Origin of the sequence: Xanthobacter wiegelii (genome assembly GCF_043193855.2) — a bacterium.
GTDB classification, from domain to species: domain Bacteria; phylum Pseudomonadota; class Alphaproteobacteria; order Rhizobiales; family Xanthobacteraceae; genus Xanthobacter; species Xanthobacter flavus_A.
Window position 1 is genome coordinate 2338367 of record NZ_CM195529.1, and the last position, 22222, is coordinate 2360588.

General features: G+C 66.6%; 19 protein-coding genes and 1 tRNA gene. 13 read left to right on the top strand and 7 right to left on the bottom strand.

Annotated features, from left to right (window positions below; translation table 11 throughout):
* The first annotated feature begins 36 nt into the window (after positions 1–36).
* The 7 genes from rseP (at position 37) to lpxB (ending at position 8816) form a co-directional block, all read left to right on the top strand.
* Positions 37–1194, top strand: a complete 1158-nt coding sequence (gene rseP / locus V5F63_RS10690) for an RIP metalloprotease RseP (RefSeq protein ID WP_209490475.1) — start codon at positions 37–39, stop codon at positions 1192–1194.
* A gap of 205 nt (positions 1195–1399) precedes the next feature.
* Complete coding sequence (bamA, locus tag V5F63_RS10695) at positions 1400–3901, top strand: outer membrane protein assembly factor BamA (protein WP_209489017.1); 2502 nt, start codon at positions 1400–1402, stop codon at positions 3899–3901.
* Positions 3902–4289: 388 nt separating this feature from the next.
* Complete coding sequence (gene lpxD, locus V5F63_RS10700; protein WP_394102646.1) at positions 4290–5387, top strand: UDP-3-O-(3-hydroxymyristoyl)glucosamine N-acyltransferase; 1098 nt, start codon at positions 4290–4292, stop codon at positions 5385–5387.
* Positions 5384–5890 carry a 3-hydroxyacyl-ACP dehydratase FabZ gene (gene fabZ / locus V5F63_RS10705; RefSeq protein WP_209489019.1) on the top strand — a complete coding sequence of 169 codons (507 nt, stop codon included), beginning with the start codon at positions 5384–5386 and terminating at the stop codon, positions 5888–5890. Before lpxD ends, fabZ begins: the two co-directional genes overlap by 4 nt.
* The gene (gene lpxA, locus V5F63_RS10710; RefSeq protein ID WP_394102647.1) at positions 5890–6696 is read left to right on the top strand and encodes an acyl-ACP--UDP-N-acetylglucosamine O-acyltransferase; all 807 of its coding nucleotides are present in this window, start codon (positions 5890–5892) and stop codon (positions 6694–6696) included. Before fabZ ends, lpxA begins: the two co-directional genes overlap by 1 nt.
* 3 nt (positions 6697–6699) lie before the next feature.
* Entirely contained in the window at positions 6700–7623 is a 924-nt protein-coding gene (locus tag V5F63_RS10715; protein WP_394102648.1) for an LpxI family protein, read from the top strand.
* Complete coding sequence (gene lpxB, locus V5F63_RS10720; protein WP_394102649.1) at positions 7620–8816, top strand: lipid-A-disaccharide synthase; 1197 nt, start codon at positions 7620–7622, stop codon at positions 8814–8816. Before V5F63_RS10715 ends, lpxB begins: the two co-directional genes overlap by 4 nt.
* 147 nt (positions 8817–8963) lie before the next feature.
* Here lpxB and gltA read toward each other — a convergent pair whose 3' ends face one another.
* The 4 genes from gltA to V5F63_RS10740 all read right to left on the bottom strand — a co-directional run bounded on the left by gltA (position 8964) and on the right by V5F63_RS10740 (position 14769).
* The gene (gene gltA / locus V5F63_RS10725) at positions 8964–10274 is read right to left on the bottom strand and encodes a citrate synthase (protein ID WP_209489023.1); all 1311 of its coding nucleotides are present in this window, start codon (positions 10272–10274) and stop codon (positions 8964–8966) included.
* A 167-nt stretch (positions 10275–10441) separates the two neighbouring features.
* On the bottom strand, positions 10442–11089 hold the full coding sequence (gene mobA / locus V5F63_RS10730) for a molybdenum cofactor guanylyltransferase MobA (RefSeq protein WP_394102650.1): 648 nt from the start codon (positions 11087–11089) through the stop codon (positions 10442–10444).
* Positions 11090–11186: 97 nt separating this feature from the next.
* Entirely contained in the window at positions 11187–13934 is a 2748-nt protein-coding gene (locus V5F63_RS10735) for a glycosyltransferase (protein ID WP_394102651.1), read from the bottom strand.
* A gap of 253 nt (positions 13935–14187) precedes the next feature.
* Complete coding sequence (locus tag V5F63_RS10740; RefSeq protein ID WP_394112316.1) at positions 14188–14769, bottom strand: hypothetical protein; 582 nt, start codon at positions 14767–14769, stop codon at positions 14188–14190.
* A 140-nt stretch (positions 14770–14909) separates the two neighbouring features.
* Here V5F63_RS10740 and V5F63_RS10745 point away from each other — a divergent pair, with 140 nt between their 5' ends.
* On the top strand, positions 14910–16535 hold the full coding sequence (locus tag V5F63_RS10745; protein WP_394102652.1) for a glycoside hydrolase family 17 protein: 1626 nt from the start codon (positions 14910–14912) through the stop codon (positions 16533–16535).
* Here the strand turns inward: V5F63_RS10745 and V5F63_RS10750 are convergent.
* Positions 16495–16893: a hypothetical protein gene (locus V5F63_RS10750; protein ID WP_209489027.1), complete on the bottom strand. Its 399-nt coding sequence runs from the start codon at positions 16891–16893 to the stop codon at positions 16495–16497. The two genes, V5F63_RS10745 and V5F63_RS10750, sit on opposite strands and share 41 nt — an antisense overlap.
* Before the next feature lie 245 nt (positions 16894–17138).
* Between V5F63_RS10750 and mgtE the strand changes: the two genes are divergently transcribed.
* The 4 genes from mgtE (at position 17139) to V5F63_RS10770 (ending at position 19516) form a co-directional block, all read left to right on the top strand.
* Complete coding sequence (mgtE, locus tag V5F63_RS10755; protein WP_394028601.1) at positions 17139–18569, top strand: magnesium transporter; 1431 nt, start codon at positions 17139–17141, stop codon at positions 18567–18569.
* A 64-nt stretch (positions 18570–18633) separates the two neighbouring features.
* Positions 18634–18948, top strand: a complete 315-nt coding sequence (locus V5F63_RS10760; protein ID WP_394028602.1) for a hypothetical protein — start codon at positions 18634–18636, stop codon at positions 18946–18948.
* 112 nt (positions 18949–19060) lie between these two features.
* A complete protein-coding gene (locus tag V5F63_RS10765; protein WP_209489029.1) occupies positions 19061–19366 on the top strand; it encodes an ETC complex I subunit in 306 nt (101 codons plus the stop codon).
* A gap of 73 nt (positions 19367–19439) precedes the next feature.
* Positions 19440–19516: transfer RNA gene (locus V5F63_RS10770), tRNA-Arg, on the top strand.
* 192 nt (positions 19517–19708) lie between these two features.
* On the opposite strand, the gene V5F63_RS10775 is transcribed toward V5F63_RS10770, so the two are convergent.
* Positions 19709–20506 carry a hypothetical protein gene (locus V5F63_RS10775; protein WP_394102653.1) on the bottom strand — a complete coding sequence of 266 codons (798 nt, stop codon included), beginning with the start codon at positions 20504–20506 and terminating at the stop codon, positions 19709–19711.
* A gap of 591 nt (positions 20507–21097) precedes the next feature.
* Entirely contained in the window at positions 21098–21706 is a 609-nt protein-coding gene (locus V5F63_RS10780; RefSeq protein ID WP_394102654.1) for an LOG family protein, read from the bottom strand.
* A gap of 138 nt (positions 21707–21844) precedes the next feature.
* On the opposite strand from V5F63_RS10780, the gene V5F63_RS10785 reads away from it, so the two are divergent.
* A complete protein-coding gene (locus tag V5F63_RS10785) occupies positions 21845–22222 on the top strand; it encodes an ArsR/SmtB family transcription factor (protein WP_394102655.1) in 378 nt (125 codons plus the stop codon).

Below are 22222 nucleotides of genomic sequence, written 5' to 3' on the forward strand. Positions count from 1 at the left end.
CACCCCCGCGGGTGGCCGCGAGAAGAGGAACGGATGATGGATGTGATTTCCGGTCTCGGTGCGAACCTTGGCACGCTGTCCTCCACTCTCCTCGGTTATGTCATCCCCTTCCTGTTCGTCCTGACGATCGTGGTGTTCTTCCACGAGCTGGGGCACTTCTGGGTCGCGCGCCGGGCCGGCGTTCGGGTGATGACCTTCTCCCTGGGCTTCGGGCCCGAGATCGCCGGCTTCAACGACCGGCACGGCACCCGCTGGCGCATCGCCGCGGTGCCGCTCGGCGGATATGTGCGATTCTTCGGCGACGAGGACGCTGCCTCCACCCCGGATGCCGCCCGCCTGTCGCAGATGTCGGCCGCCGAGCGCAGCGAGAGCTTCTTCTACAAGCCGGTGGCGTGGCGCGCGGCCATCGTCGCGGCGGGCCCCATCGCCAATTTTCTGCTGGCCATCGCCATCTTCGCCATCGTCTTCATGGTGTTCGGCAAGCAGGTGACGGCGCCGCGCGTGGATCAGATCAATCCCGGCAGCGCCGCGGACGTGGCCGGCTTCAAGCCCGGCGACCTGGTGGTGGAGATCGACGGCGCCAAGGTGACGAGCTTCTCCGACATGCAGCGCATCGTCGGCTCCCACGCCGGCCAGCCGCTGGCGTTCACCGTCGAGCGCGGCGACCGGCAGGTCACTCTCACGGCCACGCCTGAGCTGAAGGAAGTCAAGGACCCGTTCGGCAACACGCACCGCACCGGGCTTCTCGGAATCTCCCGCTCGCTCGCGGCAGGCGATGTGACGACCCAGCGCTTCGGCCCGGTCGAGGCCATCGGCATGGGTGTGCAGGAGACCTGGTTCGTGGTGGCCCGCACCTTCGATTACCTCGGAGGCCTCGTGGCCGGGCGCGAGTCGGCCGACCAGCTCGGCGGACCCATCCGCATCGCCCAGGTGTCCGGGCAGGTCGCGACGTTTGGTATCGGAGCACTTCTATCCCTGGCGGCGGTGCTGTCCGTCTCTATCGGATTGCTTAACCTCTTTCCCATCCCGCTGTTGGATGGCGGCCACCTTCTGTTCTACGCTTTCGAGGCGATCCGTGGCCGCCCGCTGAGTGCCCGGACGCAGGACATCGGCTTCCGCATCGGCCTCGCGCTGGTGCTGATGCTGATGATCTTCGCCACCTGGAACGACGTGCTGCATATTGCTGCGATGTAAGGGATTTTGATTTGCCGCACCGGGGTCGTGGCGAGCGGGCAACGGTCTCCGGAAAAGGGCAGTCTTCGGCCGCCGCTCGGTTTGCACCTGCGGTAAAAGACTGTACAAGCGGCAGCGCAGGGTGAGAATCCGTCCCTGTGTCCGGGCGCTTGTCCGGTAAGGGCGGCGGGTTCGAGAACAACGATATTTCAAGGTTGCGCACCATATGACTGCTCCGCTCCGGGTTCTGAGAAATCTGGCCGCCGCCTTTGGTCTCTCCGCGATGATTGCGGCGGGGTCGGTTGCCGGTTCTCTCGTTGTGGCGTCCCCCGCCGCAGCCCAGTCCAGCTCCATCGTGGTTGAGGGCAACCGCCGTGTGGATGCGGATACCATCCGCTCCTATTTCGGCTCCGGTCCCTATACGGCTGCAAAGATCGACGAGGCCTGGAAGGCGCTTTATGCGACCGGCCTGTTCTCCGACGTGCAGGTCAACCAGTCCGGCGGGCGCATCATCGTGCGCGTGTCCGAGAACGAGGTGATCAACCGCGTCGTCTTCGAGGGCAACAAGAAGATCAAGGACGAGGTGCTCGAGGGCGAGGTTCAGTCCAAGCCCCGCGCGCCGTTCAACAAGTCCACCGTGCAGGCGGACACCCAGCGCATCATCGAGATCTATCGCCGCTCCGGCCGCAGCGACGTGCGCGTCAACCCGGTCACCATCGACCGCGGCAACGGTCGCGTGGACCTCGTCTTCGAGATCAAGGAAGGCGACAAGACCGGCATCAAGGACATCAAGTTCGTCGGCAACAAGGCCTTCTCGGACTGGAAGCTGAAGGACGTCATCTCCACGACCCAGACCAACTGGCTGTCGTTCCTGAAGTCCACCGACGCCTATGATCCGGACCGCGTGAACTCGGACCAGGAACTGCTGCGCCGCTTCTACCTGAAGAACGGCTATGCCGACTTCCGCATCATCGGCGCGACCGCCGAGCTCGATCCGGCCGGCGGCGGCTACATCCTCACCTTCACCCTGGATGAAGGCGACCAGTATCGCTTCGGCAAGGTGGATGTGGTCTCGAACATCCGCGATCTGCCGGGCGACTCCCTGAAGCGCGTCGTGCGGGCCCAGGATGGCCAGATCTACAACGCCGAGCTCGTCGAGAAGTCGGTCGAGAACCTGACCATCGAGGCGTCCAAGTCCGGCTACGCCTTCGCCCAGGTGCGTCCGCGCGGCGACCGCGACTTCCAGGCAAAGATCATCAACGTGGTGTTCGTGCTTGAGGAAGGCCCGCGGGTCTACATCGAGCGCATCGAGATCCGCGGCAACACCCGCACCCGCGACTATGTGATCCGTCGCGAGTTCGATATCGGCGAGGGTGACGCCTACAACCGCGTGCTGGTCGATCGGGCCGAGCGCCGGCTGCGGAACCTCGGCTACTTCAAGAACGTGAAGATCACCACCGAGCCGGGCTCCGCGCCCGACCGCGTGATCCTCGCGGTGGATGTGGAAGACCAGCCCACGGGTGAGTTCTCCATCTCCGGCGGCTACTCGACCTCGGACGGCATCATCGGCGAGGTGTCGCTGGGAGAGAAGAACTTCCTCGGCCGTGGCCAGTACGTGAAGGTGTCGGGAACGCTGGGCCAGAATGCCCAGGGCGCCGAGTTCTCCTTCACCGAGCCCTACTTCCTCGGCTATCGCCTCGCGGCTGGTTTCGATCTCTACTGGAAAGAGACGCAGACCACGAGCTACACGCCCTATGGCACCACCATGATCGGCGGTGGCCTGCGCTTCGGCCTGCCCATCACCGACGAGGTGACGCTCGCGCTGCGCTACAATCTCTACCAGCGCGAGATCAATCTCTGCGACGACTACACCGCGACCTATGAGTACTACAACTATTGCGCGTCCTCGATCTCGTGGGCCATTCGAGATGCGGCTGCGCAGGGTGCCACCATCACTTCGGCTCTCGGCTACACTCTGTCGTTCAATTCCCTCGACAACAATGTGAACCCGACCCAGGGCATCTATGCCGAGCTGAAGCAGGATATGGCCGGCCTCGGCGGTGACGTGAACTTCATCCGCACCACGGGTGACGTCCGCCACTACACGCCCCTGCCTGGAGACAGCGTGCTTATCCTTCGCGCTCAGGCTGGTTACGTCTCGTCGTGGGGCGATGACAGCCTCGACGTGCTCGACAACTTCTACATGGGGCCGAACCTCGTCCGCGGCTTCGCGCCGTCGGGCATCGGTCCCCGCGACCTCGCGCCCTGTGCGGCGTCCAACAAGGGCTCGCCCCTCATTTACAACTGCGCCAATAACGAGCTGAACGCGCTCGGCGGCACGACCTACTGGGGTGTTTCGGCGGAAATTCAGTTCCCCTTTGCCTTCCTGCCCAAGGATATCGGCATGAAGGGCGCGATCTTCGCCGACGCCGGGTCGCTGTTCGACTACGGTGGACCGACGAAGTTCCCGGGCGTGTACGGTTGGGACAAGGACAACTTCTATGGCAATCCGAACCTGGTGAACTGCTCGACCATCCCGTCGTCCAAGACCTGGGGCTACAACAACGTCTGCGTGAATGACGACAACGCGGTTCGCTCTTCGGTGGGCGTCAGCTTGATCTGGCAGTCGCCGTTCGGTCCGTTGCGCTTCGACTATGCCTGGGTGCTTTCTCAGGCGACCTACGACCAGACCCAGGCGTTCCGCTTCTCCGGCGGTACCCGTTTCTGATCCAGCGGTTCCAGTCAGAAACCTCACTTCGAGACTGCCTCCCCGGTGCATTGCATCGGGGAGGCAGTCTCGTTATGGGAGGGGCGCATTTCGCGTTCACGCACCGGCTTTCCACCGCGTGGTTTTCTCAACAGGCGTCTGTACCTTCCGAGACCCCTTCTTCTCGCGGCTTTCGTTCATGCCGGGCCTTGAAGGTGCCGGGGTCGTGTGGGTGGAACGGCAGGGTCTCGGCGAGCCCGGTCCCGAAGAGAAAGTCCGCGGTGGGCCTGCTGGCGCCTGGGGGCGGCTTGCCCACGGACATCCTGCTCCCGCCGGGGCAAGGTTGAGGGCTGCGCGCCTCGTCCGTGAATCGCCTGTTTCGTCATCCGGCGCCGGGGCCGTATCCGTCATGAGTCACGACCTGTTCTTCCCCCTTCCGGAGCCCATGACTCTTGCGGAAGTCGCCTCCGTCTCCGGCGCGCGGCTCGTCGCGTCCGGTCCGGAGGAGGCGGCCGCGTTCGGTGCGCGCCGCATTATGGGCCTCGGGACGCTTGAAACCGCCGGACCGGACGAACTCGCCTTCTGCGATTCCTTTCTGTTTGCCGAGAAACTCGGAAATGTTCGCGCCGGCGCGCTCATCACATCCGAGCGTTTCGCGCCCAAGGCTCCGCCCGGCCTGCCGCTGCTGATCGCGGCGCGCCCGGCCGCTGCCTTCCTCGCGGTATCCCGTCGCATGTTCCCCGCAGCGCTCCGGCCGCTGCCCATCTTCGGCCATGAGGGTGTCGCGCCCGGCGCGCAGGTCCATCCCAAGGCACGGCTCGAGGATGGGGTGACCGTGGATCCAGGCGCCGTCATCGGCCCCGGCGCGGAGATCGGCGCCGGCACGGTCATCTGCGCCGGCGCGATCATCGGGCCGAATGTGCGCATCGGGCGCAACTGCGCCGTCGGACCCGGTGCCAGCGTGATCCACGCCTACCTCGGCAACGGTGTCATCATTCACGCCGGTGCCCGCATCGGTTCCGACGGCTTCGGCTACCAGCCGAGCCCGGCGGGCCATGTGAAGGTGCCGCAGCTCGGCCGTGTGGTGGTTCAGGACAATGCCGAGATCGGCGCCAACACCACCATCGATCGCGGCGCCATCACCGACACTGTCATCGGCGAGGGCAGCAAGATCGACAATCTGGTGCAGATTGCCCACAACGTGGTGATCGGCCGTCATTGCATCGTCGTGTCCCAGACCGGCATTTCGGGTTCGACTACGCTGGGCGATTTCGTGATGCTCGGCGGGCAGGTGGGTGTGGTGGGCCATGTCACCATCGGCACCGGCGCGCAGATCGCCGCCTCCAGCAATGTGAAGGGCGACGTGCCCCCCGGCGTGCGTTGGGGCGGCTCGCCGGCGAAGCCCGTGCGGGAGTGGTTCCGGGAGGTGGCGACGCTCAAGCGCATCGCCGCGGCCAGCGCCCGAAGGGGCAAGGACGACGAGGAAGGGGAAGGACCGCAGGAATGAACGACACCACGCGCGCAGCCGGCGAGGCCGGTGCGTCCCCCGCCGAAGCTCCGAAGGTGCTCGGCAGCGCGGACATCCAGAAGGTGCTCGCATGCCTGCCGCACCGCTATCCCATCCTGATGGTGGATCGCGTCGAGCAGATCGACGGTGATCTCTCCTGCATCGGCGTGAAGAACGTCACCGCCAACGAGCCGCACTTCCTTGGCCACTTCCCGGGCAATCCGGTGATGCCCGGCGTGCTCATCATTGAGGGCATGGCGCAGACGGCGGGTGTCGTCTGCGTACTGGGCAAGGAAAACAAGGAGAAGCCCGCGCTGGTCTATTTCATGACCATCGACGAGGCGAAGTTCCGCCGCCCCGTGGTGCCGGGCGACGTGCTTGAATACCACATGACCCGCATCAGCCGGCGGCGAAACATGTGGTGGTATCGCGGCGAGGCCAAGGTGCGCGGCGAACTGGTCGCCGAGGCCAAGGTCGGCGCGATGATCGTGGAGAACAGCTAGTGGCGAAGATCGATCCCACCGCCCGGGTGGCGAACCCGGCAGGGCTCGCGGATGATGTCGAGATCGGTCCCTATGCCATCCTCGGTCCCGATGTGGTGCTCGAAGCGGGCGTGAAGCTGCACGCCCACGTGGTCATCCAGGGCGTCACCACCATCGGCGCCCGCACCCAGGTCTTCCCCTTCGCCTCGCTCGGTTCAGCGCCCCAGTCGGTGCATTACAAGGGCGAACCGACGAAGCTCGTCATCGGCTCGGACTGCATGTTGCGCGAGCATGCCACCGCAAGCACCGGCACGGTGGGCGGCGGCGGCATCACGCGGATTGGCAACGGCGTGATGATGATGACCGGCTCCCATGTGGGCCACGACTGCACCGTCGGCAACGGAGTCATCTTCGCCAACAATGCGGTGCTCGGCGGCCATGTGAGCGTCGGCGACTTCACCTTTCTCGGCGGGCAGTGCGCGGTGCACCAATTCACCCGTATCGGTGCCCAGTGCATGATTTCCGGGCTCACCGGTGTGCGCGAGGACGTGATCCCCTTCGCCAACGTGCTGGGCCAGGCCGGTAAGCTGGTCGGCCTCAACGTGGTGGGCATGAAGCGGCGTGGCTTCACCAAGTCCGATTTGCATGCCGCCCGGGCGGTTTATCGGGACCTCTTCTTCGGCGATGGCACGTTTGACCAGCGCCTCGAGAAGGTGCGCCAGATGGTGGAGGAATCGGCGTTCGCGGCGGCCGTCGTGGCCTTCATCGATGCCGATCGCAAGCGCCCCATCTGCCATCCCGCGCGGGGCGTCATCAAGGAGGATTGAGCCGTGGGCCTGCCGGGGGAAGACGGGCAGGGGCGTGCCACGGGGGCCGCGCGCGGCACCGCCCCGCTCGGCCCCGCTCCACTCGGCAACGGGTCCTTGGGGATCGTCGCGGGCAGCGGGGCTTTTCCCGCGGCGGTCGCGGAGGCTGCGGCGGCGGACGGCCGTGAGGTGGTGATGCTCCTCATTCAGGGCTTCGCCGATCCGGCGCTGGAGCGCTGGCCGCACCGCTGGTTCCGCCTCGGCTCGCTCGGCTCCGTCACCGCATGGGCCAGGGCGCGCGGGGTGCGCGAGGTGGTGATGGTGGGCGCCCTCACGCGCCCACGCCTGCGCGACCTTGGATTTGATTTCACCATGCTGCGGCTGCTGCCGCGCATCGCCCGTCTGTTCCGGGGCGGGGACAACCACCTCTTGTCCGGCGTGCTGGGGCTGGTGGCCGAGCAGGGTTTCACCTTGGTCGGCGCGCACGAAGTCGCACCACGCCTCTTGCTGCCTCAGGGCGTGCTCGGCGCGCACGCGCCCAGCGCAGCCCAGCAGGCGGACATCGCGCGCGGGCTCGACGTCATCCGCGCCCTCGGGCCGTTCGATGTGGGGCAGGGGGTGATCGTGGTGGACGGGCTCGTTGCGGCCGTGGAGGCAGCCGAGGGGACGGACCAGATGCTGGCGCGCTATGGCGAGATGCGCCGTTCCGGCCGGCTGCGTTTTGCCGCCGGCAACGGCGTGCTGGTGAAGGCGCCGAAGCCCGGCCAGGATCGGCGGGTGGACCTGCCGTCCCTTGGCCCGCAGACGGTGACGCGCGCTGCGGAGGTGGGCCTGGCCGGCATCGCCTTCGAGGCGGGGGGCGCGATCGTGCCCGATGCGCAGGCGCTGGTGGAGGCGGCTGATGTGGCCGGCCTGTTCGTTGCCGGCATCGGAGGGGGCGGCACGTGAACGCACGGGAGGCCAGCCGCGCGCCGAACGTGTTCATCGTCGCGGGCGAGGAATCGGGCGACCAACTGGGCGGCGCGCTGATGGAGGCGCTGGCCGCGCGCGCGCCGGGGGCCTCCTTCCGGGGTGTAGGCGGGCGGCGCATGGCGGCATCGGGGCTCGAAAGCCTCTATCCCATGGACGATCTCACGGCCATCGGCATCGCGGCCGTGGTTGGCAAGCTGCCTACGATCCTCCGGCGCCTCAAGGAGACGGTGGAGGCGGTGCTCGCCGATCCGCCGGACGTGCTGGTGCTGGTGGATGCGCCCGACTTCACCCATCGTGTGGCCGCGCGGGTGCGGGCACGCAACCCGAATATTCCCATCGTCAAATATGTCTCGCCGACGGTCTGGATCTGGCGATCCGGCCGCGCCGCAGCCATGCGGCCCTATGTGGACGCGCTGCTTGCGCTGCTGCCCTTCGAGCCGGAGGTTCACCGCAGGCTGGGCGGGCCGCCCACCGTCTATGTCGGCCATCCCCTCCTTCAGCGGCTCGGCGAACTGAGGCCGTCGCCCGCCGAGGCCGAACGGCGCCGGGCCAAGCCGCCGCTGGTGCTGGTGCTGCCCGGAAGCCGGCGGCGGGAGATTTCGCGCATCGGCGCGGATTTCGGCGCAGCGCTGGCCGAGGTCGGCCGCGTCCATGAGATGGAGTTGGTTCTGCCCACCCTGCCGCGTCTGGAGGGGCTGGTGCGAGAGACCATCGCCCACTGGTCGCTGAAGCCGCGGATCGTGACCGGCGAGGCGGAAAAGCTCGCCGCCTTCCGCTCGGCCCACGCCGCCCTTGCGGCATCCGGCACGGTGACGCTGGAACTGGCGCTTGCCGGCATTCCCCATGTCGCCGCCTACCGCATCGGCTGGCTGGAGGCTCAGATCGGCCGGCGTGTGTTGAAGGGCACGACGGTGATTCTCGCCAATCTGGTGGCGGGGGAAAACGTGGTCCCGGAGTTCCTTCAGGAATACTGCACGGTGCCGGCGCTCACCGGCGCCCTCTGCGACCTGCTGGAGGACAGCCCGGCGCGGCAGCGGCAGGAGGCGGCGTTTGCCAGTTTCGACGACATCTTCGGCATCGCCGGCCCCAGCCCCAGCGCCCGCGCAGCAGAGGTGGTGCTGCGCCTTGCCCGGGAGGGCCGCCCCGGCGCGCTGCCGCCGCCGGGCTGATCGCGCTCTAAACTCAAGAAAGAGAACGCGTGGTCCGATCTGATTGCGACGCAATCAGATCGGCGCGTGCTCTAGCTTGCATCGATCCTTGAAACGAAAAACGCGGCCAGGAGGCCGCGTTTTCCATTTCCGGAGATGCAGTTGCGCTCACTTGCGCTTGGACATGGCCACGTAGTCGCGCTGGGCGGCGCCGGTGTAGAGCTGACGGGGACGGCCGATGCGCTGGCTCGGGTCCTCGATCATCTCCTTCCACTGGCCGATCCAGCCCACGGTGCGGGCGAGAGCGAACAGCACGGTGAACATGGTGGTGGGGAAGCCCATCGCCTTGAGGGTGATGCCCGAATAGAAGTCGATGTTCGGGTAGAGCTTCTTTTCGATGAAGTAGTCGTCGGAGAGCGCGATCCGCTCCAGCTCCACGGCCACGTCGAGCAACGGATCGTCCTTGATGCCGAGCTCGGTGAGCACTTCGTGGCAGGTCTGCTGCATGATCTTGGCGCGCGGGTCGTAATTCTTGTAGACCCGGTGGCCGAAGCCCATCAGGCGGAAGGGATCGTTCTTGTCCTTCGAGCGCTTGATGTATTCGGGGATGCGATCCACCGAGCCGATCTCGGCGAGCATCTTGAGGGCCGCCTCGTTGGCGCCGCCATGGGCGGGACCCCACAGGCAGGCGATGCCGGCCGCAATGCAGGCGAACGGATTGGCGCCTGAGGAGCCGGCGAGGCGCACCGTGGAGGTGGAGGCATTCTGCTCGTGATCGGCGTGGAGGATGAAGATCTTATCCATCGCCTTCGAGAGGATGGGGTTGACCTTGTATTCCTCGCACGGAACCGCAAAGCACATACGAAGGAAGTTCGACGTATAGTCGATATCGTTCTTCGGATAAACAAACGGCTGGCCAATGGAATACTTGTAGGCCATCGCCGCCAGCGTCGGCATCTTCGCGATCATGCGGATGGATGCGATCAGGCGCTGGGTGGGGTCGGAAATGTCGGTGGAGTCGTGATAGAAGGCCGAGAGGGCGCCGACCGAAGCCACCATGATGGCCATCGGATGGGCGTCGCGGCGGAAGCCCTGGAAGAAGCGGGTCATCTGCTCGTGGACCATCGTATGATTGGTCACGGACTTGTCGAATTCCGCCTTCTGCGCCGCAGTGGGGAGCTCGCCGTAGAGCAGCAGGTAACAGGTCTCGAGGAAGTCACCGTTCTCGGCGAGCTGCTCGATGGGGTAGCCGCGATACAGCAGCACGCCTTCGTCGCCGTCGATGTAGGTGATCTTGCTTTCGCAGGAAGCGGTCGAGGTAAAGCCGGGGTCGTAGGTGAACATCCCCGTCTGGCCGTAGAGCTTGGAGATATCGACCACTTCCGGTCCGATGGAGCCTTCGTGGATCGGAAGGTCCCAGCTCTTGTCCCCCAAGCTAAGCTTGGCCGCTTTTGCCCCGGTGTTGGTGGTGGCGTCCATGGATCCCTCATCCTTTGGGCGGACAGACCCGTTTCGGCAGAGATCCGGAGGTGGCGGTCCGGTCTCCGAGCGGCAAGTCCGTCTCCGCTCCAGCATCTTCGCGAATGCGAAGCCGCCGTCCTGCAGTCCTAAACCCTCCCCATTCCTGCCGCAAGCATGACCATGCTTCATCGGCGGGCAGCGAGGCGTTTCTCTGCAATGGCAAGGTCTTCCGGCGTGTTCACGTTGAAGAACGGGTCATCCGGATGCCCTTCCCATGCCACCGTTACGGCATTGAGGCCGTCGAGGAAAAGCCCGACTTTCAGCCGTCCCGCCTCAAGGCTTTGCCGCAGCGCGGCGCGGACCGTCACCGGCCACAAAGCGATGACCGGATGGCGCTGTCCGCCCGATGCCGCGCATACCACCGTACCAGTCTCAAGGTGCCGTTGCGTCAGGCGCGCGATGAGGTCATCCGGCAGGAAGGGCGTGTCGGCGGGAACCGTGACCAGGCTGGACGCCGGCTCTGACCGGGCGAGATGCTCCAGCCCGGCGAGCACGCCGGCGAGCGGCCCGGGATGTCCGGCGATCGTGTCCGGCAGGACGGGCAGGGCGAAGCCCTCGTAAGTCCCAGCAGGTGCGTTGGCATTGATGAGGATCTGGCCGGCCTGCGGCCGAATCCTGTCGATGACGTGGGCGATGAGGGGACGCCCGGCCAGGGGCACCAGCGGCTTTTCCGGCGCGCCCAGCGCGGGGGCGTCGATCCGCCGGCCGAGGCCGCCCGCCAGAATCAGCACGGGAGGCGGGGGGGCTGGAGTGGAGGGTGGGGTGTTGGCCACGTCGGATCGCTCTCAGGGGCCCCCGACCGCGCGGGAAGGGGCGCAAAAGCAAACGCCCGGCGCGAGGGCCGGGCGTTCGGTTCAGATGCAGGGCCGCTCAGTCCGCGACGGCGGGCGGGGCGTTGAGGCCGAGGCGGCGGGGCACCGCCGCGAGCTTGGCGCGCACGGCCCGCCAGGTGGCGAAGTCATTGAGGCGCGAGGGCTCGAAGGCACCGATGATCGCGGCGGCCACGAACGGCAGGCTCTGCACCAAGAGGGCGATGCCGTAGAGGTTGATCTCGCGGATGTGGCGCCAGTCGTTGGAGGTCTTCACGATGGCGGAGCCCGGCAGGTTGTTCGCCACCAGCATGTAGGTGCCGGCTGCGATCAGGAGACCGCCGATGATCGCCTCGGGCAGCGCCGGGAAGGAGCGCGCCGCGCCGGCCAGCCAGTTGTTGCCCTTGGCGGTCCGGGCGAACGCCAGGTCCTTGTAGCGGAAGCCGTCGAACACCGCCTTCGCCACCGTGAACTGTACCGCGCTCGCGGCCACCGCCGCGCCGAGCATGCGCATCGGCGTGGTCTCCACCCTGAGGCGATACAGGCTGATGAAGTGCAGCACGTACACCAGGAAGGTGATGAGGATGGGCAGCGTCAGCACATGGGCCGGCACCGAGATGGAGAAGTAGGCGACGAAGGGCACGAACAGCAGGGACGCGATGGCCATGAAGGCGCCCACCGATTCCGAGCCAAGCCAGGAGATCCAGCCGAGCACGAAGTGCCGCTTCTGGGCCGTGGTCAGGCGAGAGTTGCCCGGGAGGAACCGGCGCCAGTGCTTCTTGATGATCTGGAAGCCGCCATAGGCCCAGCGATGGCGCTGCTTCTTGAACGCCTCGAACGAGTCGGGCAGCAGGCCATAGCCGTAGCGCTTGCGGGTATAATGGGTCTTCCAGCCGTTCTCGGCGATGGACAGGCCGAGGTCGGTGTCCTCGCAGATGGTGTCGGATGACCAGTTGCCGGCCTCCACCATGGCGGCGCGACGGATAAGGCACATCGTGCCGTGGACGACGATGGCGTCATCCTCGTTGCGCTGGACCATGCCGATGTCGAAGAAGCCGGCATATTCGGCGTTCATAGCCTCGTGCAGCGGGCTGCGCTCGCCGTCGCGATGATCCTGCGGCGCCTGGACGAGGCCCACGGTCGGATCGTCGAAGGCAGGCACGAGGTCCTTCAGCCAGTCGGGCGTCACCACATAGTCCGCGTCGATCACGCCGATGATCTCGGCATCGGGGGCGGTGGCGTCGAGGGCGATGCGCAGGGCGCCGGCCTTGAAGCCCGCCACCTTCTCGGCGTTGATGAACTTGATGTGGTCGCCGAGCTTGGCGCAGTGCTCGCGCACCGGCTCCACCATCGCCGGGTCCGGCGTGTTGTTGACGATGATGATCGCCTCGTAGTTGGGATACTCCAGCCGGGCGAGGGCATCGATGGTCTGGATCAGCATCTCCGGCGGCTCGCGATAGGCGGGCACATGGATGGAGACCTTGGGGAAGCGCAAGGGCGCGGCGTGCGCCTGCTCCTCGACGAGGCGCTTGGGGCCGCTGCCGAAAGCCACCGCCGCCAGCTCCTCGATGCGATAGAGCAGCACGAACACCAGCGGCACCAGCATCACCACGCTCAGCGCCAGGGTGAGGTAGTCACCGCCGCTCACATAATGGTTCAGCCAGTAGTCCACCACCAGGGCCAGCCACGCGGCGACGCCATTGGCGGAGGCGGCCAGCACGAGGCCTTGCGTCATGGTGAGGTCACGCATCCGCAGCAGCGGCAGGGTGAAGAGCACGCCCAGCAGCAGCGCCAGAATGGCGGTCTGGTTGTAGGTCTTCTCGAAGATCGGGCCGGTGAGGGGGAACTTCAGGGTGCGGTCGGCATCGAACACGCCCCAGTACTGACCCACGGAGCCTTCGTTCTGCTTCTTGGGCAGGTCGAACGCCTCGATGATGTTGTACTCGATGCCCAGCGCATCGGCGCGGGCGACGAAATTGCGGATGATCTTGGCCTGCTCCATGGGATCAGGCACGGAGGCGCCGCGGTTGTAGCCGTGCGAGGGCCAGCCGAACTCGCCGATCACGATGCGCTTGCCGGGGTAGGCTGCGCGCAGGCGGTTGTAGGCGTTGATGGAATAGTCGACCACCTGGTCCGCCGGCACGTCCTCCCAGTAGGGCAGGATGTGGGCGAGGATGAAGTCCACGGAAGCCACCAGCTCACCGGCGTCCGGCTCCAGCCAGGTGTTCCAGATTTCGCCGGTGCTCACGGGCACGTTGACCTGACGCTTCACCTTGCGGATGACGGCGGCCAGCTCCGGCTTCGTCATGTCGCCGCGCAGGATGGTCTCGTTACCCACGATGACCGCGTTCACGTTGCGGTTCTGGCGGGAGACCTTGACCACGTTCTCAAGCTCGCGGTCATTCCCGTCCTTGGCGAGAACCTTTTCGCCGGTCTTCTTGTCCTTCACCTTGATCTGTTCGCCGGTCTTCGGATCGACCTCGCGATTGAGCCAGGCGCCGGCGGTCACGCGCAAGCCCTGCTCGGCCGCGACGGGGGCGATCAGTTCCTTGCCGTTGGTGGAGGAATAGGTGCGCACGCCGCGGCTGTAGGGCGCGACCACGGCCATGTCCGAACGGACCTGAGCCTCGGTGGTGGGCGCGTCGCCCTCCGGGCTCATGTCGCGCGAGAAGGGCGCGAAAGACAGGCTCTGAAAGCGGTCCGTGATGTTCGGAGCGCTTGCCTCAGGACGCATGGAAAGCCACATCGCGGCGTGGAACGAAGTCACAACCGCAATGACCGCTGCCGCAGCAGCAAGACCGGGACGCATGGCGAGGCCCACCCATAGGGGAAGTCGGAACCTAACGCTGGCTTAGGGCGCAGGTTCCAAAGGACGTTTTCAGAGGATTTACGAGAACGAACCGAGGCACCCTTTCGACCTGCCCCTAGGTCGACATTGCAGCGTTAACGGTAAATTTACGCTGCAATGCATCGAGACACTAACACTCTCACGCAGAGAGATAAATCCCGATCATGGCGCCTCTTCGACGTCGCTGCGTCAGCCGGGTGTCTGCGCCATGATCTTATTGTTGCGCTGCGCCACCTGGAGCCGGGGCGGCGGCAGGTGCGGCACCGGCCGCAGAGGCCGGGGCGGCGGCAGCGGCGACGTAATCGGGGTTCACCCAGCACTGCTGGGCGCGCGCATCGACCCGCTCGCGGGCCTTGGTGTCGATCTTGCCCTGCCGCACGAGGCAGCGGACGGCCACCTTCAGATGCTCGGTGGGGCAGCCGAAGCGCTCGTAGAATTCCAGGTGGCGCCGCGCGGTGTCCACGTCGTCGTTCCAGATCAGTGCGGCGATCCGCCGCCCGGTGAAGACGCATTCGGGCAGGCCGGCAGCACCGGGAAGCTTGGCTGCCTCGTTGAACTCCTCGACCGAACGGCGCTGGTCGGCTGCAGCCTTCTGCTCGGGGGTCATTTGCTGCTCCGCCGGCGGCTTCTGGTCGGCCGGCTGGTTCTGGGCCGAGGCCGGCGAGAGGCACGCGAAAACGATTGCGGCCGCGAGCAGCGGGAGGCGGTAGGGGTGCATGAGGATCATGATCTCGAGAAAATGGTCGGCGGGCGCCGCGCCCGACACCCTAGGAGAAGGAAGTGATTTTGTCAGCATGACGGCGCGTTCTTCGGCACATGCCGTTTGGTAAGGGTAACGGGCCCCCTGGAGTTCCCGGCGCCCGCAGGCGGAGGCTTCACACCGCCCGCCCAAGGCTCTATGTGGCGCGGGGGAACACCTTCACCCCTGGAGACGAGATGCCTTCCTTTGTGCGGCTGCCTCTGGTGCTGGCGCTCCTGGTCTGCGGGCTCATCGCCGGCCTGTGGACCTATCTCGGCCGCCCCGAGGAGATGCCACCGTCGCCGCTGGCCGCGGGCGAGAAATTGCCGTGCGTTTCCTACGCCCCGTTCCGCGACGGGCAGTCGCCGTTCCAGAAGGGGCTGGTGATTCCCGAGGCGCAGATCGAGGAGGATTTCGTCCGCCTCGCGCAGATCACGTCCTGCGTGCGCACCTATTCCATTGAAATGGGGCTCGACAAGGCGCCCGCGCTCGCCCGCAAGCATGGCCTCACCATGCTCCTCGGCATCTGGCTCGGCCCGGATGCCGAGCGCAACCGTGTCGAACTCGATACGGGCATCCGCCTCGCCAAGGAAAATCCGGACGTGGTTAAGGGCGTGGTGGTCGGCAACGAAGTGCTGCTGCGCGGCGAAATGTCGGCGACCGAGCTTGCCAGCGTGCTCGCCCGCGTGAAGCGCGAGGTGGGGACGGTGCCCGTCACCTATGCCGACGTGTGGGAGTTCTGGGAGCGCAACAAGGGCCTCACCGAGAACGTGGATTTCGTCACCATCCACATCCTGCCCTATTGGGAGGACCTGCCCGTCTCCGCCGAGGATGCCGGCCCGCATGTGGATGAAATCCGCCAGCGCATGGCCGAGGAATTTCCCGGCAAGGAGATCCTGATCGGCGAGACCGGCTGGCCCAGCGCCGGGCGCATGCGCGAGGATGCGCTGCCCTCGCCGGCCAATCAGGCCCGGGTGATGCACGACGTGGTGGCGCTGGCCAAGCGCCAGGGCTATCGGGTCAATGTCATCGAGGCCTTCGACCAGCCCTGGAAGCGGCGGAGCGAGGGTACGGTGGGCGGCCACTGGGGCGTGATCGACGCCGGCACGCGCCTGCCCAAGTTCGCCTGGGGCCAGCCGGTGGAGGATTTCCCCGGCTGGCGCACGCACATCGTCGTGGGCCTCCTGTCCGTCGCTGCGGTGTTCGGCGCGGCCTTCGCCGCCGCCCGCCGCCGCCCGGAGCCGGTGCGGCCGATGGAATGGTACGCCGTCGCCCTCATCGCCTTGTTCGGCGGGGCGACGCTCGGTGCCGCGCTCTCGGCGCTGCCGCTGGAAAGCCTCGGCTTCGTCGGCTGGCTGCGCAACGGCCTCATCTTCGCTGCCGCCGCCGGTGCCATGGTGGTGATGCCGTCGGTGATCGTGCGCGGGCAGGGGCTCGCCCCCTTCTCGGTGGCGCTCGATTCCCGCCGCTGGTCCGTGGCGTCCGGCGCTGCCATCGCCTCCGCCGCGGTGCTGGCGCTCGCCACGGTCGCGGTGGGCTCGGTCGCGTTCGAGCTGGTGTTCGATCCGCGCTACAAGGATTTCCCGGTGTTCCCGCTCACCGCGCTGGTCGCGGCGGTGGCCGCGCCGCTGCTGGTGCGGCGGGCGGATCGCGATGGCGCCGGCCTCGGCGAACTGATCGCCATGTGGGGCTTCTTGTTGGCGGGCGTCTATGTGCCGCTCAACGAGACCCTCGCCAACTGGCAGGCGGCCTGGTTCGGCGCGCTCTGCCTCGTCATGGCCTTCACGCTGTGGCGGGTCCAGGCCGTGCAAAGGAGAGGATGAGCATCATCGCCGCCAGCGCGCCCGCAACCTCGTTATGGAAGACGAGGGCGAAGCTCGCGAACACCATGCCCACGGAGAAGGTGGCGAGGCCCGGCGCCAGGAGCTGGATCAGCGCCACCACCAGAGCCACGCCGCCGAACACGTTCCACAGCGACAGCGCCAGCACGGCGGCGCGGCCGTAGCAGCCGGAACTCTCCAGCCCCGCCTCGCAGGCGAGGGACACGAGGGTCGGCTCCACCACCATGTAGCGCATGTAAAGCGCCCAGCCGACGGCGCCCATGCCCAGCGGAATCATCCAGTTGAGCGTGCGCGGCCCGGGGCGGAAGAGCGGGCGCTCGGAATAGGGCAGGGTGGTCATCTGGCGATATCTCCGTCCGGCCGGCGGGTGCGCGTTCATAATGACATGTTCGCCACGGGGTCCAGCGAAAAGGGCGGATCGCCGGCTGAAGGCTTCACAAACGTCCCGGGGATCACTAGACGCAGCGGGAGGCGCCTGCCCCTCCGCCGCCATGCGGAGCGGCCGGCGCCGCATCCCCAGAGCCCATGCCCGCATCCGCGACGGAAGCGGGCGTCCGTACCCGTCCTACCCTTCGGGAGGAGCCCATGCGCGACGATGCTGATCCGGCCGCCGCACTGGCTGGTGCCCAGACCAGGGCCGAGGGCGCGGCCCTGAGCGTGCGCGACGAGGAGGGCAATCTCTCGGACGCCTTCCGCTCCCGCGTGCAGGAGGCCATCGCCGCGCGCGACGTGGATGGGCTCAAGGCGGTCACCGGTGATCTGCACGAAGCCGACATGGGCGACCTCATCGAGGAGCTGGACGCCGACGAGCGGCGCCGGCTCATCGAGATGCTGGGCCCGGCGTTCGACTTCACCGCCTTGACCGAGCTGGACGAGACGGTCCGCGTCTCCATCCTGCGCAGCCTCTCGCCGATCACCGTCGCCCGCGGCATGCGGGACCTCGATTCGGACGATGCCGTCTACATCCTCGAGGATCTCGACGAGGATGAAATGGCCGCGGTGCTGGAGCACCTGCCGGCGCCGGAGCGGGTGGCCCTGCAGCGCTCTCTCGACTATCCGGAAGAAAGCGCCGGACGGCGCATGCAGACCGAGTTCATCGCCGTGCCGCCCTTCTGGACCGTCGGCCGCACCATCGACTACATGCGCGAGACCGCCGACCTGCCGGACACCTTCTACGAGGTGTTCGTGGTGGATCCCGCCTATCGCCTCGTCGGCTCCGTGCCCCTCGACCGGCTGCTGCGCACCCGCCGCCCGGTGCTGATGAGCGCGGTGAAGGCCGAGCAGGCCAAGGTGGTCAAGGCCTCCGAGGACCAGGAGGACGTGGCGCGCATGTTCGAGCGCTACAACCTCGTCTCCGCCCCGGTGGTGGACGATGCCGGGCGGCTCGTCGGCGTCATGACCATCGACGACGTGGTGGACGTGATCCAGGAAGAGGCGGACGAAGACCTGCGCGCCCTCGGCGGCGTGCGCAGCGACGAGGAATTGTCCGATACTGTGGCCTTCACCGCGCGCAGCCGCCTGCCGTGGCTGGTGGTGAACCTGGGTACGGCCTTCGTCTCCGCCTCCATCATCAGCCTGTTCGAGGGCACCATCGAGAAGATGGTGGCGCTCGCCATCCTCATGCCCATCGTCGCCTCCATGGGCGGCAATGCCGGCACCCAGACCATGACGGTGGCGGTGCGCGCGCTCGCCACCAAGGAATTGTCCAGCCATAACGCCCGCCGCATCGTCTCGCGCGAGGTCCTGGTGGGGCTGGTGAATGGCACGACGCTCGCCTGCCTGCTCGGGGTCATCGCCGGGTTCTGGTTCGCCAACGTGCATCTCGGCGTGGTGATCTCCTCGGCGCTGATCCTGAACATGATCGCGGCCGGCCTGTTCGGCATCCTCATTCCCCTCGCCATCTCGAAGCTCAAGCTCGATCCGGCGGTCGCCTCGGGCGTGTTCGTGACGATGGTGACGGACACGGTGGGATTCTTCGCCTTCCTCGGCCTCGCCACATGGTGGTTCGCCACTTGACCGGCCCGGCTTGCATTCCCCTGCGTTCTCCTCAACAAGAAGGCGCGCCGGCGGGTGCCGGGACGTGGTGAAGGGTGAGCGGATGCGGACCAAGGCGTGGACGACCTCGTGGAACATGGCGGCGATGACAGTGGCCGCAGGGCTCCTCTCGACGGCTCCCGCCTTCGCCGACAAGGCCGCCGCTGATCGTTGCGCGGCCAAGCTCTCCACCGATGCCCGCGCGATCTACGTGGCGAGCGCCCCCCTTCTGGTGAAGGGTGCCGACGGCCGGGCCGTGGTGACCGACCAGACCCGCTCGCTGGTGCTCTCCGGCAAGGTGAGCCACCTCACCGCCGCCGAATCGGCGCAGGCGGCGGCGGAATGCCTGATCCTGCGCTGAGGCGTTGAGGTCCGGCGCGGCACCGTGTTCGGTTGCCTCGCCCGCGCGGCTTTATTATAGACGAAATGGGCCGCCCGGCTGGGGCCGCCCGGCATTCTGACGGGTTCGAACCATGGTCGCTCGCATCTACAAGCCGTCGCGCAACGCCATGCAGTCCGGCGTGGCGAAGACCAAGCACTGGGTGCTCGATTACGAGCCGGAGCACGCCCGCCGCGTGGAGCCGCTGATGGGCTACACCTCCTCGGCCGACATGCGCAGCCAGATCCACCTGTCCTTCGAGACGAAGGAAGAGGCCGTGGCATATTGCGAGAAGCGCGGCATCCCCTACCGGGTGTCCGAGCCGCATGAGGCCGGCCGCCGCCGCATGGCCTATTCCGACAATTTCGCCTTCAACCGCAGCGGCCAGTGGACCCACTGAGCCGGCTGCGTTCCGATCCCCATCGGGAAAGGCGCTTCCGCTGTGCGGCCGCCCGCCGTAAAAGGCGGATCGAGGCCCCGTAGCTCAGCTGGATAGAGCAAGTGCCTTCTAAGCACTAGGTCGCAGGTTCGAGCCCTGCCGGGGTCGCCACGTCTATCCTTTCTTCCATCCTTCCAGTGCGCGGAGACCGCGGCTCAGGCGGCGACCCCGGGCGGGATGGCGACCGCGCCGACGGGTACGCGGCTTCGCTCGCTATCAGGTCGCACCCAGAACGTGATGAAAGCGTGGAATACCTCTGGCGAATGCCGGCCGCCCGGCTGCCTTCGCCGGGCGGCACACGGGCTATTTTTTGGCGCTGGCGCCAGCGTTGTATTGGTAGTTGCCCTCAAGCTGGTCGAGAACGACGGTATTGGGTGGGTTGGAGTCGGCGTTGGCCGTCAGAACCATCTCATTGTCCAGCTTGCGTGATCTGAACTGCCATCCGGTCGGCAAGGTCAGGCGCTTGCTCAGGGTGGGCAGGTTTTCGATGGTGTTCTCGGGATCGGTCTTCAGGGAGAGGCTGAACATGGTGTAGACGGCGCCTTCGGGCGTGATCAACTCGTACACCGTTTCGCCCGCATTGAAGATCATGGCACTGGTACGTTTGGAGACCATTGGCCTGTAGGTCGGCAGCGATCCCGAAACGAACTTTTCCAGGCTCGGGACTTCGAAGACGCCGTCCAGGTTCAAGGGGATCCCGGCGATCACTCTCTGCTTACAGCCATCCCAGGACATCCCGGTTACGGTGTTCGCCACGAGACGCCGCGGGCCATTGAAGAAGACCCCGTCGCCCCCGAATTCCTTCTTCAGGGTGTCCGCATTGAGAGCACGGAAGCGCGCGTCCATCGCGTCGTTGGGCTCGGGAAGTGTGTTGCCGAGCGAGTTGAAATAGTTGCCGATCCCGCCGCCGTCGGGCTGGCGGAACATGAACAGAATTTCGTAGAAGGCCTTGCCACGCCAGTTCTCAGCCTTAATCGGGCAGGGATCGGTCAGCTTGACCATCGGATTGGATTGCGCTTGTGCGGTAGATGAGCAGCCGACCGCAGCGACCAGAGCTGCAGCAGCGAAGATGCTAGGCAACACGCCGTGAATGCGCTTCATGATTGGTCCTTGCGGCGGTGCATTGGGGGGCGGGACTTCCAAGGGATGCGTGCCGAACTCGAACACTTCCGTCAAGTTCACACGCCACCCGTCCTCGGTGGTCTCACCCCTCCAGGACAGCCATCCCGTCAGCGATCCCTCGCTGCGGATCAATGCGCTCAGTGATCAGTTTCGCTTCAAACTGGTTCAAGCCTCGCTTCTCAAGCTGAACATCGACAGCGGTGAGCCGCAGTACACCGGCTCGTTGCTCAGCCCTACATCGACCGGCCCCACACCCGGTCGCCTTTCGAGGACGCCCGTCCCGCCGGCGCGCGGCCTTTTCGGAGAGCCGTGAACGGGGCCGGGCCGCAGCGGCGGGCCGGTTCGCTACCCTTGGTACCGCTGCGTTGCGTTGGGCACATCGGTGCCTTGCGTGTTGTGCAATGCAACAATTATTCTTCCGGGGTTACGCTCTTTCTGCCGCAGTGCAGCAAGGGTTCAGGAGATGCAGACCGTTGTCGCTATCATGCTGATCGGGTCCGTGGTCATGGTCGCCATCGCCGCGCTGGACCAGCCCCACGGCTGATCCGCGCATCGGGGCGAAACGCGCGTCTACATGCGTTCGGCGATGGTGCCGTCCGCTGCATGGAGCGCGCGCTCGGGCACCTTTTCGGCAGCGGCGCGCAGGCGGGGCAGAATGTCCTCGGCGCGGTCGGCTGTGAGCATGTCCACCGGCGTGTCCGAGCGGATGAAGCCGGCGCCGCGCATGTGATCCACCAGCGTCACGAATGGATCCCAGAAGCCGGCCGTGTTGAGGATCAGGATCGGCTTCCTGTGCCGGCCGAGCTGGGCCCAGGTGAGCTGCTCCACCAGTTCCTCCAGCGTGCCAACGCCGCCGGGCAGGGCCACGAAGGCGTCCGCCCGCTCGAACATCAGCCTTTTGCGCTCGTGCATGTCCTCCACGACGATCATCTCCGCCTCGTGGGCGAAGGCGCGCTCGCGGGTCATCAGGAAGCGCGGGATGATGCCGGTGACGGCGCCGCCGGCCAGCGCCACCGCGCTCGCCACCTCGCCCATCAGCCCGATGCCGCCGCCGCCATAGACGAGGCGCACGCCCTCGGCGGCAAGGATGCGCCCGAAACGCCGGGCCTCTTCGGCAAACACCGGGTCGCTGCCGCTGGCGGAGCCGCAATACACACAGACACTGTCGATTCTGGCCATGCGCGCACTTTACCAAACTTGGCGGCCGGTAGGGCAGGCCGCCCAAGCGCGAATAGTGCGCACGCGCGACGGCGGCGTGACGCGGGCGGGGGCAACAAGCTTGTTGGATGGTCGTTCATCGTCTATCGTCGATGAACGATGAATGTGCCGACCTTCCCAAGCCCAGACCTGGCCGTTGCCGATGAAGCCGGCGCCGCAAGGGCCGATCTCGCGGCGAAGCTGCGCGCGCTGGCCCACCCGGCGCGGCTCGCCATGCTGGACACGCTGGCCGGGCAGGAGCGGTGCGTGTGCGGCGAGATCGTACGCGCGCTGCCCCTTGCGCAGTCCACCGTCTCGCAACATCTCAAGGTTCTCCTCGATGCCGGGCTGATCCGCAGCCGTACCGAGGGGCAGCGGTCCAGCTACTGCCTTGATCGGGCAGCGCTTGATGCGCTGGCTGAAGAGATCGACGCGCTGTTCAAGGCGCTCCGCCGTCCGTCAGGGTGCTGCACGCCCGGCGCTTCGGACCAAAGTTAG

What these genes read in the sequence shown, in the direction of transcription:
- rseP (WP_209490475.1), top strand. Translation starts at nt 37, where the DNA reads ATGGATGTGATTTCCGGTCTCGGTGCGAACCTTGGCACGCTGTCCTCC.
- bamA (WP_209489017.1), top strand. Translation starts at nt 1,400, where the DNA reads ATGACTGCTCCGCTCCGGGTTCTGAGAAATCTGGCCGCCGCCTTTGGT.
- lpxD (WP_394102646.1), top strand. Translation starts at nt 4,290, where the DNA reads ATGAGTCACGACCTGTTCTTCCCCCTTCCGGAGCCCATGACTCTTGCG.
- fabZ (WP_209489019.1), top strand. Translation starts at nt 5,384, where the DNA reads ATGAACGACACCACGCGCGCAGCCGGCGAGGCCGGTGCGTCCCCCGCC.
- gltA (WP_209489023.1), bottom strand. Translation starts at nt 10,274, where the DNA reads ATGGACGCCACCACCAACACCGGGGCAAAAGCGGCCAAGCTTAGCTTG.
- V5F63_RS10735 (WP_394102651.1), bottom strand. Translation starts at nt 13,934, where the DNA reads ATGCGTCCCGGTCTTGCTGCTGCGGCAGCGGTCATTGCGGTTGTGACT.
- V5F63_RS10740 (WP_394112316.1), bottom strand. Translation starts at nt 14,769, where the DNA reads ATGCTGACAAAATCACTTCCTTCTCCTAGGGTGTCGGGCGCGGCGCCC.
- V5F63_RS10745 (WP_394102652.1), top strand. Translation starts at nt 14,910, where the DNA reads ATGCCTTCCTTTGTGCGGCTGCCTCTGGTGCTGGCGCTCCTGGTCTGC.
- V5F63_RS10750 (WP_209489027.1), bottom strand. Translation starts at nt 16,893, where the DNA reads ATGACCACCCTGCCCTATTCCGAGCGCCCGCTCTTCCGCCCCGGGCCG.
- mgtE (WP_394028601.1), top strand. Translation starts at nt 17,139, where the DNA reads ATGCGCGACGATGCTGATCCGGCCGCCGCACTGGCTGGTGCCCAGACC.
- V5F63_RS10765 (WP_209489029.1), top strand. Translation starts at nt 19,061, where the DNA reads ATGGTCGCTCGCATCTACAAGCCGTCGCGCAACGCCATGCAGTCCGGC.
- V5F63_RS10775 (WP_394102653.1), bottom strand. Translation starts at nt 20,506, where the DNA reads ATGAAGCGCATTCACGGCGTGTTGCCTAGCATCTTCGCTGCTGCAGCT.
- V5F63_RS10780 (WP_394102654.1), bottom strand. Translation starts at nt 21,706, where the DNA reads ATGGCCAGAATCGACAGTGTCTGTGTGTATTGCGGCTCCGCCAGCGGC.
- V5F63_RS10785 (WP_394102655.1), top strand. Translation starts at nt 21,845, where the DNA reads ATGAATGTGCCGACCTTCCCAAGCCCAGACCTGGCCGTTGCCGATGAA.